Source organism: Erwinia persicina (genome assembly GCF_014838825.1).
In the GTDB taxonomy this organism is placed as follows: domain Bacteria; phylum Pseudomonadota; class Gammaproteobacteria; order Enterobacterales; family Enterobacteriaceae; genus Erwinia; species Erwinia persicina_A.
Genome location: NZ_JACYMO010000002.1, coordinates 218,121 through 230,780 on the forward strand (window position 1 = coordinate 218,121; position 12,660 = coordinate 230,780).

8 protein-coding genes are annotated in these 12,660 nt (G+C 53.9%); 2 read left to right on the plus strand and 6 right to left on the minus strand.

The annotated features are described in order from the left end of the window. Positions 1 to 30: 30 nt before the first annotated feature. The gene (gene pflB, locus IFU29_RS07055) at positions 31 to 2,313 is read left to right on the plus strand and encodes a formate C-acetyltransferase (protein ID WP_191933297.1); all 2,283 of its coding nucleotides are present in this window, start codon (positions 31 to 33) and stop codon (positions 2,311 to 2,313) included. Positions 2,314 to 2,451: 138 nt separating this feature from the next. Further along, complete coding sequence (pflA, locus tag IFU29_RS07060; RefSeq protein ID WP_062743878.1) at positions 2,452 to 3,192, plus strand: pyruvate formate lyase 1-activating protein; 741 nt, start codon at positions 2,452 to 2,454, stop codon at positions 3,190 to 3,192. A gap of 84 nt (positions 3,193 to 3,276) precedes the next feature. Here pflA and IFU29_RS07065 read toward each other — a convergent pair whose 3' ends face one another. From IFU29_RS07065 to lrp, 6 genes are all read right to left on the minus strand, one after another. Continuing rightward, positions 3,277 to 4,428, minus strand: a complete 1,152-nt coding sequence (locus IFU29_RS07065) for an MFS transporter (protein ID WP_191933298.1) — start codon at positions 4,426 to 4,428, stop codon at positions 3,277 to 3,279. A 288-nt stretch (positions 4,429 to 4,716) separates the two neighbouring features. Further along, positions 4,717 to 6,009 (minus strand): serine--tRNA ligase, encoded by a 1,293-nt coding sequence (gene serS, locus IFU29_RS07070; RefSeq protein WP_191933299.1) that lies wholly within the window; start codon positions 6,007 to 6,009, stop codon positions 4,717 to 4,719. Positions 6,010 to 6,105: 96 nt separating this feature from the next. Continuing rightward, on the minus strand, positions 6,106 to 7,449 hold the full coding sequence (locus IFU29_RS07075) for an AAA family ATPase (protein ID WP_191933300.1): 1,344 nt from the start codon (positions 7,447 to 7,449) through the stop codon (positions 6,106 to 6,108). A gap of 7 nt (positions 7,450 to 7,456) precedes the next feature. Beyond that, the gene (lolA, locus tag IFU29_RS07080; RefSeq protein WP_191933301.1) at positions 7,457 to 8,068 is read right to left on the minus strand and encodes an outer membrane lipoprotein chaperone LolA; all 612 of its coding nucleotides are present in this window, start codon (positions 8,066 to 8,068) and stop codon (positions 7,457 to 7,459) included. A gap of 198 nt (positions 8,069 to 8,266) precedes the next feature. Beyond that, a complete protein-coding gene (locus tag IFU29_RS07085; RefSeq protein ID WP_191933302.1) occupies positions 8,267 to 11,677 on the minus strand; it encodes a DNA translocase FtsK 4TM domain-containing protein in 3,411 nt (1,136 codons plus the stop codon). A 119-nt stretch (positions 11,678 to 11,796) separates the two neighbouring features. Further along, positions 11,797 to 12,291, minus strand: coding sequence for a leucine-responsive transcriptional regulator Lrp (gene lrp / locus IFU29_RS07090; RefSeq protein WP_006118610.1), 495 nt, complete (start codon positions 12,289 to 12,291; stop codon positions 11,797 to 11,799). Positions 12,292 to 12,660 lie beyond the last annotated feature (369 nt).

A 12,660-nucleotide genomic window follows, 5' to 3' on the forward strand; every position in this document is an offset into this window, starting at 1 on the left:
ACGAACTTCACGTTATAAGGTAGGTATCAAATGACCGAGCTTAATCAAAAAATGGCGACAGCCTGGGAAAGCTTTGCACAGGGTGAATGGCAGACCAGCATTAACGTCCGTGACTTCATCCAGAAAAACTACACACCGTATGAAGGCGACGAAGCGTTCCTGGCCGGCGCCACCGAGGCAACGACGGCTCTGTGGGATACCGTCATGGAAGGCATCAAACAGGAAAACCGCACCCATGCGCCTGTTGATTTTGATACCGATCTGCCATCAACCATCACCTCTCATGACGCAGGCTATATTAATAAAAGCCTGGAAAAAATTGTCGGTCTGCAAACCGAAGCCCCCTTAAAACGTGCCCTGATTCCGTTCGGTGGCATCAAAATGGTCGAAGGCTCCTGCAAAGTCTATGGCCGTGAACTCGACCCGACAGTGAAAAAAATCTTCACCGAATACCGCAAAACCCATAATCAGGGTGTATTCGATGTCTATACCCCCGATATTCTGCGCTGCCGTAAGTCAGGCGTACTGACCGGTCTGCCAGATGCGTATGGCCGTGGTCGTATCATTGGGGACTATCGTCGCGTCGCGCTGTACGGTATCGATGCGCTGATGAAAGACAAATTTGCTCAGTTCACCTCTCTGCAGAGCGACATGGAAAATGGCGTTAACCTCGAAGCCACTATCCGCCTGCGTGAAGAGATTGCCGATCAGCATCACGCTCTGCAGCAGATTAAAGATATGGCGGCGAAATATGGCTGTGATATCTCTGGCCCGGCAACCAGTGCTAAAGAAGCCGTTCAGTGGACCTACTTCGGTTACCTGGCTGCGGTGAAATCACAGAATGGCGCAGCGATGTCCTTTGGACGCGTGTCGACCTTCCTGGATATCTATTTTGAACGCGACCTGAAGGCGGGCAAAATCACCGAACTGGAAGCACAGGAACTGATTGACCACCTGGTGATGAAGCTGCGCATGGTGCGCTTCCTGCGTACGCCAGAATATGATGAGCTGTTCTCTGGTGACCCAATCTGGGCAACCGAATCCCTTGCTGGTATGGGCGTTGACGGCCGGACCATGGTGACTAAAAACACCTTCCGCTTCCTGAACACGCTCTACACCATGGGTCCTTCACCAGAGCCTAACATGACTATCCTGTGGTCAGAAAAACTGCCACTGAACTTCAAAAAATACGCAGCCAAAGTGTCTATCGACACCTCATCTCTGCAGTATGAAAATGATGATCTGATGCGTCCTGACTTCAACAATGATGACTACGCCATCGCCTGTTGTGTCAGCCCGATGATCGTCGGCAAACAGATGCAGTTCTTCGGTGCCCGTGCTAACCTGGCTAAAACCATGCTGTATGCCATCAACGGCGGCGTGGATGAAAAAATGAAAATGCAGGTTGGCCCGAAAGAAGCGCCAATGATGGATGAAGTGCTGGATTACGATAAAGTGATGGACCGTATGGATCACTTTATGGACTGGCTGGCCAAACAGTATGTGACCGCGCTGAACGTTATCCACTACATGCATGACAAGTATAGCTATGAAGCCTCGCTGATGGCACTGCATGACCGTGACGTTTACCGTACAATGGCCTGTGGTATCGCGGGCCTGTCGGTGGCGGCTGACTCACTGTCTGCAATCAAATATGCAAAAGTGTCGACCATTCGTGATGAAGATGGTCTGGCCGTTGACTTCAAAATCGAAGGCGAATACCCGCAGTTTGGTAATAACGATTCACGCGTTGATGATATTGCCTGCGACCTGGTTGAACGTTTCATGAAGAAAATTCAGAAGCTGCAGACCTACCGTAACGCGGTACCAACTCAGTCTGTTCTGACCATTACCTCTAACGTGGTGTATGGCAAGAAAACCGGTAACACCCCGGATGGCCGTCGCGCTGGCGCACCGTTTGGACCAGGTGCTAACCCAATGCACGGTCGTGACCAGAAAGGTGCCGTTGCCTCACTCACCTCCGTGGCTAAACTACCGTTTGCTTACGCAAAAGATGGTATCTCATACACCTTCTCTATCGTGCCAAACGCGCTAGGTAAAAACGATGATGTGCGTAAAACCAACCTTGCCGGTCTGATGGATGGTTACTTCCATCATGAGGCCAGCATCGAAGGCGGTCAGCACCTGAACGTCAACGTAATGAACCGCGAAATGCTGCTGGAAGCGATGGAAGATCCGGAAAAATATCCGCAGCTGACCATTCGCGTCTCTGGCTACGCCGTTCGCTTTAACTCGCTGACTAAAGAGCAGCAACAGGACGTGATTACACGTACCTTTACGCAAAGCATGTAATACAGTCAGTGCATTGTGCAGGCTTCCTCCGGGGAGCCTGCCTGCCACCAGCCGGTTTTGTCAGTTGTCTGATTCGGATCACTGCCAAAACAGACTTAACACAGCTAAAGACTGTGTCACCGTGGAGAACTCATCGCAATGTCAGTAACCGGTCGCATCCACTCTTTTGAATCCTGCGGGACCGTTGACGGCCCCGGCATCCGTTTTATCACCTTCTTCCAGGGCTGCCTGATGCGCTGCCTGTATTGCCATAACCGTGATACCTGGGATACTCACGGCGGCAAAGAAATCACCGTTGAAGAATTAATGAAGGACGTTGTCTCCTATCGCCATTTTATGAATGCCTCGGGAGGCGGTGTAACGGCTTCCGGCGGTGAGGCGATCCTTCAGGCAGAATTCGTCCGTGACTGGTTCCGCGCCTGTCAGGCGGAAGGCATTAATACCTGTCTTGATACCAATGGCTTTGTGCGCCGCTACGATCCGGTTATCGACGAGCTACTGGACGTCACTGACCTGGTGATGCTCGACCTGAAACAGATTAATGATGACGTCCATCAGATTCTGGTCGGTGTCTCTAATCACCGTACCCTTGATTTTGCCCGCTATCTTGCCAAACGCGGGATCCGTACCTGGATCCGCTACGTGGTCGTGCCCGGCTATTCTGATGATGATGAATCAGCGCACCGCCTGGGTGAGTTCACTCGCGATATGGGTAACGTGGAGAAGATTGAACTGCTGCCCTATCATGAGTTGGGCAAGCATAAGTGGATCGCAATGGGCGAGGAGTACAAGCTGGACGGTGTTCATCCACCAAAAGCAGAAACGATGGAGCGGGTAAAACATATTCTGGAAGGTTACGGCCATCACGTAATGTACTAATGGTCAGCCCTCCTTTACCCCACTGATGCCGATCGTTTCTGCACCGCAGAGGCTGACCTTCTTTCCCGGTCAGCCTTTTTTCATTTACGCGTGCGCCACCGGTGTTGCGTGATGATCGGCTTTACGCAGTAGCATCACCAGATAGATCAGCGCCACTCCGGCAATCATTACGAACAACAACCGGTCTGAATAGTTCTGCATCAGCATCGAGGTCATGGTCGGGCCCACCAGGCTGCCAACGGTATAGCTCAGTAACAGCGCCTGGTTCATTGCCACCAGTTCGTGATGAGCCACCGTTTCACAGGCCCAGGACATAGCCACCGGATAAAGAGTGAAACCGGCGCAGCCAAGGATGAACAGCGCCGGAGCCATGGCAGCATTACTTAACATTGCCAGTGCACCGAGGATCACCATAAACACCTGAACACGCAGAACCAGCAGCCGGCCATAACGATCCGCAAGTCGCCCTATCGGCCACTGACCGATAATCCCCGCACTGACCAGCAGCGCCATCCAGTAGCCCACCGTTGAGTCACTCATCCCCTGATGGGAGAGATACAGCGGCATCAGGCCATACAATGAACCCAGTACAATCCCGGAAATAATGCAGCCGTTGATGCCCAGGCGGGCATTACGACGGCGCAGCATCGGCCACATACGCCCTGGCGGGGTCTCTTCGTCTTCCTGGCTTGCCGTGACGCGGCAGAAGACAAGCGGCAGGACTGCCGCCAGAATAATGCTGCTGACCCACGGCAGGACATGCATCAGTTCGGTGGAGACTTTACTTACCAGCAGCTGGCCAATGACCGTGCCAATATAATAGACGATCATATAGGCTGCCAGCAGCCGCCCGCGGTTGCGCAGGGTGCCGTTGCATAGCAAGGCACTTTCCACTACCACCCAGATCAGAGCGCAGCCAATACCCGCCACAAAACGCCAGAGCGTCCATGACCAGAACCCCGTCCCCAGCGCAAGGGCTACCGTCGCCAGGGCAAATACCAGTGAGGCCAGATAATAACTGCGATTAAACCCGTAGCGCTTGATGACCCATCCGGCCAGTAACGTTCCCAGCAGATTGCCACAATAGTACGAGGAGCTGACCATACCAACCTGCCAGGTCGGCAGCGCATCATGCGTCAGCCAGAGCGGCACCAGTGTATTCAGCACGGCAATAGAAACCGTGAGCAGCAGTAAGCCGCACAGCAGCACCAGAACGGGACGTGACCAGGTGGACATAGTATTGGAGAACCGAAACGAGGAAGATTTTGCGCGCATCATGCCACTGCGCAAGCATTTGGAAAAGCACAATAAATCGTGATGCGCACGATTTGCAGAACACCGATTTAATATTTTTATCTACGAAGGGTTAGCTCTGACGGGCAACGACATCAGTGGGGTATTATCTCGTTGAATTTATTCATTACTGCTAAGCTGGTCTCTGCAACATCCATCATATTTTTTGTTCGAACTCAGACGTAAAAAAACCCGCCGGCGGCGGGTTTCCTCTGGTACGGTATATCGGGCTTAGCCAATAGAGGTCAGGCCTTTCATATACGGACGCAGGACTTCCGGCACTTCAATGCGCCCGTCTGCCTGCTGATAGTTTTCCAGTACCGCCACCAGCGTGCGGCCAACGGCCAGGCCAGAACCGTTCAGCGTGTGAACCAGGCGCGTAGCCTTTTCACCGCGAGGACGACAGCGGGCTTTCATGCGGCGCGCCTGGAAATCGCCCATATTGGAACAGGACGAGATCTCACGGTAAGTATCCTGAGCTGGCAACCATACTTCCAGATCGTACGTTTTGTGCGAACCAAAGCCCATGTCTCCGGTACAAAGCAGCACCTTACGATAAGGCAGGTTCAGCAGTTGCAGCACTTTCTCTGCGTGGCCCACCAGCTCTTCAAGCGCATCCATTGAATCTTCCGGGCGCGTGATATGCACCATTTCAACTTTGTCGAACTGGTGCATGCGGATCAGGCCGCGCGTATCACGACCATAGGCCCCGGCTTCTGAGCGGAAACAGGGGGTATGGGCGGTCATTTTGATCGGCAGAGACTCTTCTTCCAGAATCTCGTCGCGCACCAGGTTGGTCAGCGGAACTTCCGACGTCGGGATCAGCGCATAGTTGCTGCTGGATGCTTCTTCTTCCAGCGGGCGCGTATGGAACAGATCTTCACCAAACTTCGGCAGCTGGCCGGTACCGTACAGGCTGGCATGGTTTACCAGGTAAGGCACGTAGGTTTCCTGATAGCCATGCTGTTCGGTATGCAGATCGAGCATGAACTGGCTCAGTGCGCGATGCATCAGCGCAATCTGACCACGCATAACGATAAAGCGGGAACCGGTCAGCTTCACCGCAGCCGCAAAATCCAGTCCGGCAGCCATTTCGCCAAGCTCAACGTGATCACGCACGGCAAAATCAAATTTGCGCGGTTCACCCCAGCGGCTGATTTCCTGGTTTTCACTGTCATCTTTGCCCAGTGGAACCCCTTCAGCAGGGATGTTAGGGATAGCCATTGAAAAGTCGTTGATGCTGGTCAGCAGAGCATCCAGCTCTGCCTTTGCAGCGTCCAGGCGTTCGCCCAGAACATTCACTTCCTGACGCAATGGCTCGATATCTTCCCCACGTGCTTTGGCCTGCCCGATGGATTTGGAACGCGAGTTACGCTCTGCCTGCAGGTTTTCAGTTTCTACCTGCAATACTTTACGACGCTCTTCGTGTGCGCGCAGCGTATCAACGTCCAGCTTATAGCCACGGCGTGCCAGTTTTTCAGCGACTGCGTCTGGCTCAGTACGCAGTAGATTGGGATCGAGCATGCTTGTCCTGTGATGATTGATTGAGTGTAAAAAGAAGGGACGCACCGGTATGCCGGATGCGTTGAATTCATTGCTAACCTTACCGCAACGTCCGTGTCAGCGGTAGCGTTTTGTCGGGCTATTTTGATCCTGTTCATGCAACCAGGACAGCTTTTCGCCAATCTTGCCCTCCAGCCCGCGTGAGGTCGGCTGGTAATAACGCGTTTGCGCCATTTGTGGAGGAAAATAGTCCTCTCCGGCGGCATAAGCATGGGGTTCATCATGGGCATAGCGATATTCAGCACCCAGCCCCATCTCTTTCATCAGTTTGGTTGGCGCATTGCGCAGATGTTCAGGGACATCATAATCCGGACTGTCGCGGGCATCACGCATGGCCGCTTTAAAGGCGGTATAGACCGCATTGCTTTTCGGCGCGCAGGCAAGATAAACGATCGCCTGAGCGATAGCCCGTTCACCTTCTGCCGGCCCTACGCGGGTAAAGCAGTCCCACGCGGCAATCGCCACCTGCATTCCACGGGGATCGGCATTGCCGACGTCTTCCGAGGCAATCGCCAGCAAGCGCCTTGCCACATAAAGCGGGTCTCCACCGGCGGTAATAATGCGCGCATACCAGTACAGGGCGGCGTCCGGCGACGACCCCCGTACCGACTTGTGCAGCGCGGAGATCAGGTCATAGAAGCGATCGCCCTTATTATCGAAGCGTGCGCTGCGCTCACCCGAAACTTCATTCAGCAACTGCGGCGTAAGCTCACGTTTGGCTTTGCTGTTCACCTCCGCCATGTCCGCCATCATTTCCAGCGTATTCAGCGCACGGCGCGCATCACCGTTGACCAGTTCGGCGATCATATTGCGGGTATTATCAGGCAACACGATATTGTCGTTACCGTATCCCCGCTCGCTGTCGTTCATCGCCTGATCGAGAACGGCCGCAATGTCTTCACTGGTCAGGGACTTCAGTAAATAGACCCGCGCACGTGATAACAGTGCAGAGTTAAGTTCAAAAGAAGGGTTTTCGGTTGTAGCACCGATAAAAGTGATGGTGCCATCTTCAATATGGGGCAGAAAGGCATCCTGCTGGCTTTTATTGAAGCGGTGGACTTCATCGACAAAAAGGATGGTGCGACGACCCGCGTTACGATTTTGCCTCGCGCGCTCGATCGCCTCACGGATCTCTTTTACCCCGGAAGTGACGGCGGAAATACGTTCGACGTCAGCCTGGCCATAGTGACCAATAATCTCTGCCAGCGTCGTTTTTCCCGTCCCTGGCGGACCCCATAAAATCATCGAATGCAGATGCCCTGCCTCAATCGCTCTCGGCAGGGGTTTACCGGCTGCAAGCAAATGTTGCTGGCCGATATACTCAGCCAGCGTGCGTGGCCGCATACGCGCGGCCAGAGGCTGGAATTCATTACGGGAAAAGTCGAGGGACAGGTTACTCACGCAAACCTCACTGACGCTGGTCGTCCACGGTGACGCCTTTTGGCGGCGTGAACTTGAACTTGTCGGCGCTGATGCTGCCGTTTTGCTGGCTCTTAAGCGTATAGCTACTGCGCTGGCCGTCCTGTTCAATCGCACTGAACTGGTTAATGGTGCCGTTAGTAGAGACATTAATCGTAAACTGCTTCAGATTACCGTCCGCATTTTTCGGCGTCAGGGAGAAATCGTCCCCTTTCTGCGCAACATTATACTGCTTCCAGTCGCTCGACTGGTTACGCGCAATCAGCATAAACGGCGTATTGCTGGTGGCGTCTTTCAGCCAGCTGGCGCTAACCTGTTCAACGAACGGGTTATAGAACCACAGTGTTTTACCATCAGAAATCAGCGTGCTTTCGTCCGGCGCGGTCATATGCCAGTTAAACAGGTTGGGACGCTCAACCCACATCTCACCTTCACCGTCCTGTACTGAAGCCCCGCTGCCGTCGGTGACTTTCTGATTAAAGGTGGCATGGAAGCTTTTCACCTTATCCAGGCGCTGTTGCAAATCGCTGGAGGCATCAGCCCACACCGCAGAAGAAGAGAACGCGGCCAGCAAACAGCAGGAAATCATTAATTTTTTCATTACGGCATCCTTATTAAAACTCTTTTATCCCGGTCCGGGTTGAGCGTGACAGGAATAACTTTAGCCAGGCGCTGAAGACAGCGACAGGAGAAAAAACTGAATTCTCCCGGCCACATCATGCCAATATGGGGGCAACCGTCTTAAATTCAACAGGCCAGGCAGAGCCTGGCCTGTTGGGGCAGTATTCAAACCACGTTATTATCGCTCATGCGGCGGAGGTGCCAGCACCTCGCGGTTACCGTTATGCCCCGGTGACGAAACGATTCCCTGCGCTTCCATCTGTTCGATGATGCGCGCAGCGCGGTTATAACCGATACGGAACTGTCGCTGTACGCCTGAGATAGAGGCGCGACGCTTATCAACTACAAACTCCACAGCCTGATCGAAAAGCTGATCAAGCTCTTCATCACCGTCCACACCGCCGGAGCCCGATTCTGCGTCTTCACCACCGCTGAGAATGCCCTCTTTATACTGAGGACGTTCACGCGCCTTCCAGTCTTTCACGACGGCATGGACTTCCTGGTCCCGGACGAAAGCACCGTGAACACGAACCGGAATCGACGAGTTCGGTGCCAGATACAGCATGTCCCCCATCCCCAGCAGTGACTCAGCACCGGACTGATCGAGGATAGTACGCGAGTCGATTTTACTGGATACGGTAAAGGCGATACGTGTCGGAATATTGGCCTTGATCAGGCCAGTGATGACATCAACCGATGGACGTTGTGTCGCCAGTACCAGATGGATACCCGCAGCACGCGCTTTCTGCGCCAGACGCGCGATCAGCTCTTCCACCTTTTTACCGACAGTCATGATCAGGTCGGCAAACTCATCCACCATCACGACGATGTAAGGCTCTTTTTCCAGAACCGGCGGTGTCATATCCATACTGTCCGTTGGCTTCCAGAATGGATCAGGGATCGGCCTGCCCATCGCCTCAGCCATGTCCACTTTCTCGTTATAACCGGCGATATTACGCACACCCAGTGCAGACATCAGTTTATAACGTCGCTCCATCTCAACCACGCACCAGCGCAAGGCGTTTGCCGCATCTTTCATATCGGTGACCACATCGGTCAGCAGATGAGGAATACCTTCATAAACGGAAAGCTCAAGCATTTTCGGGTCGATCATGATAAAGCGCACTTCTTTCGGCGTGGCTTTATAGAGAATACTGAGGATCATGGCATTTACCCCCACCGACTTACCGGAACCGGTCGTACCGGCAACCAGCAGGTGAGGCATTTTGCCCAGGTCGGCGACAACCGGATCGCCCGAGATATCCTTACCGAGCACAATGGAGAGCGGTGACGGATTATCGCGGAAGGCGGGACAGTCCAGCACTTCACGCAGATACACCGTCTGACGCTTCAGATTAGGTAACTCCAGCCCCACGTACGGACGCCCGGGAATAACCTCCACCACACGCACCGCTACGGCAGACAGTGAACGCGCCAGATCCCGGGAGAGGTTAGAAATACGTGCCGCTTTCACGCCGGGTGCCAGATCCAGTTCGAAACGGGTGATCACCGGTCCCGGCGAGTAGCCCACGACATCTGCTTTAACGCGATAATCTGCCAGACGCGCCTCAATCAGACGGGCGGTCTGTTCCAGCGCAAACTGATCGACCGGCTCTGTTTCTGCCGGTGGCGATGAAAGCAGATCGAGCGTAGGTAATGGTGTCGTCGGCTTGTACGTTGGCTGCTCATGACGCATCAGGAACGGATGGATAAGGCTTTCCATATCCGGCTCCTGCGGTTTCACCGGCTGCGCTGCGGGTGCTGCAGCAGGCTGCCAGGCAGGGGTCGCGGCAGCGGAAGGCGGCGTTGGCTGCTGCTGTACAGCGGCAGGCTGTTGCACCGACACGGGTTGTTGTACGGCAGCAGGCTGCTGCCATGAAGGCGTTGCAGGGGCATCCGGTTCAACTTCGGCCACAGGCGGCAGGGTAAACAGGGGTTCAACCGGGCCATCATCCACCAGATCGTCCATCGGTGAGAAGTCAAATGCTCCCGCCGTGTCGAGAGTGAAGGCCGGCCGGTGGGTTTGCTCTTCACCGGTATAGCGCTGCTGCTGCTGTTCAGCAAACTGGCGTGCCAGCGCAGCCTGCTGCAGTGCATCTTCGTCCTCAGCGGCAAATGACTCACCGTAGCGCTGCTGTTCGCGCGCCAGGAAAGCTTCCCGCAGTTGATTCTGCTCTGCATCATCCTGTTCTTCAGGGGTGGCCATTTGCCCGTTAACCGGGTCTGAGACCGTTACCTCAGGCTGACGCTGATCCTGCTCTTTGGCTTTTTCTTCAGCTATACGCTGAGAAGGCAATTTGATCCCATAAGAAGCCAGCTCACGGCGAGTCGGTAATTTTACCGGATTCGGACGCGGCAGTTCGGGGCCAATACCCTGCTTAACCTGCGGGTTAAGATCTTCTCCACTGGTGGCAGTAAAGCCTGGCATAAATGGCGTGTTGCTGGTGGCAGACTGAGCCACGGCACCAATGGCCGCACCCGTAGCGGCGGCAGCAACGCTGGCAGGGTGGGACGCATGCGGCGTAGAGAAATCAAACGGCGACGACGCGGAGCTATCCTGCCAGTTCCCCATCTTCGGCCCCTCATCGTCCTCAACCGGCACAGAAGGAGCCGGGGTATGAACGTCAGTGGGCATTTCAAAACGATACAGCGATGGCTGCGGTGCAGCGGTCTGCGCTTCGGCTGCAGATGCAGGAGCAGCAGGTGCAGGTGCAGGTGCAGGTGCAGGCTGAACCTGAACAGGTGGCGCAGGAACGGCAACCGCGGCGGCAGGTTCCGGCACGACTGCTCTCACCGCTGGCGATGCCAGCAGTGGGTCGTCCTGCTCATCATCCTCTTCCGCATAGAGAGGCTGCGTTTTTTTCAGCAGAATATCATCACTGTCGTCCGCATCCTGCGCCACGCTGCGCCTGACGACCGGAGTATCCCGTTGCTGATCCTCGTCCCCCTCTTCATGCCACTCGTCCTCAGCACGTGATCGGTTGCTGGCAAAAGTGAGAACCCCCATGACCACGCCGCCAATTTTTTCAGCAATCGTCAGCCATGACCAGCCAGTGTAGAGCGTCAGGCCGGCAGCCCAGATACACAGCAGTGTCAGCGTGCCGCCCGGCCCGCTAAAATACGGTGCCATCGCATTGCTTAACAGGCTGCCGATCACTCCGCCGGATGCGAAATACCAGATATCGTCAGCGTTGATTGCGGCCAGTCCACACGAGGTCACGACCAGCGCCAGCACGCCAATCATGCGCAGTGCGACGGCAAAATAGTCGATGTAATCCTGAACGTGACGCTGACTGAAAGTGATCCAGCACAGGCCAAGAATCACCGGCGGAAGGGCGTAAGCCATCACGCCAAAAATGAAGAATAGCGTATCGGCAAGCCAAGCCCCTACCCCTCCCCCTAAATTGTGGATGGGCTCATGCCAGGCCGTTTGTGACCAACTGGGGTCGGAAGGGTTGAAGCTGACCAATGCCACCATCAAATAAATGGCAAAAAGAGCAACCACAATAAGTAGTGCTTCAAGCAGACGACGGCCGCTGCTCAACGGTTGTAACGAAACGTCTTTATCTTCTGTGTATTCCTGGCTCAAGAGTACTCTCCAGGTGCCTGTAAACTATGAAGGTAATCGCGCCGGGTCTCCCCGGCGCTGAACCTGTATGAATTCACAGGAGTGTACCGAAACCCAACAGGTTTTGCACCTGTCCTGTGTTACCGGGTTTTAATCACTAACCGGTTACTTTGTTTCACTTCTTCCATCACCACGTAGGTACGGGTATCGTTCACGCCCGGCAGGCGTAGCAAGGTTTCACCCAGCAATTTACGATAAGCGGACATATCGGGCACGCGGGTTTTCAACAGATAGTCGAAATCACCGGAAACAAGATGACACTCTTGAGTTTCCTCAAGTTTTTGCACAGCGGCGTTAAATTGCTCAAACACATCCGGCGCACCACGATTCAGAGTAATCTCAACGAAAACCAGTAACGAGGCATCCAGATAATGAGGATTGAGCTGCGCGGTGTAACCCAGAATAAAGCCCTGTCGCTCCAGACGACGAACTCGCTCCAGGCAAGGTGTCGGAGATAATCCGACGCGCTTCGAGAGTTCGACGTTCGAAATACGGCCATCCTTTTGTAATTCATTCAGGATATTACGGTCAATTCTGTCGAGATCTTTACCCGGTCGTTTTTTATTGTCTACCATTATTATTGTCTCTCTAAAAATCCTTCCCTCTACCTGCCATACCCTGAACGACATCAATGTAACAGGGTTGATCTCAGCGAAGACATAGAGCCTGTGGCAGTTAAAAACCGCCTTATCTGCATGAAGCATGTTGTCTGTCCACACCATGCGTCATTCCAGATAACAGGCTGAGTCTATCCGGCCATAAGCGCAAAACGCGGGATGAACTCCTGCCCTTCGCAACCTGATACACTCTGCTTCTTATAATGTTTTCGCAAATGCGTAGCCGATTGTCAAAGCAAAACAAACAAAATCAGTACAACATGCCAAACCAGAGCCTGTCTCTCTGTTTTTCAATGACAAATTTACCGTTAAAAAGGCCAATACATA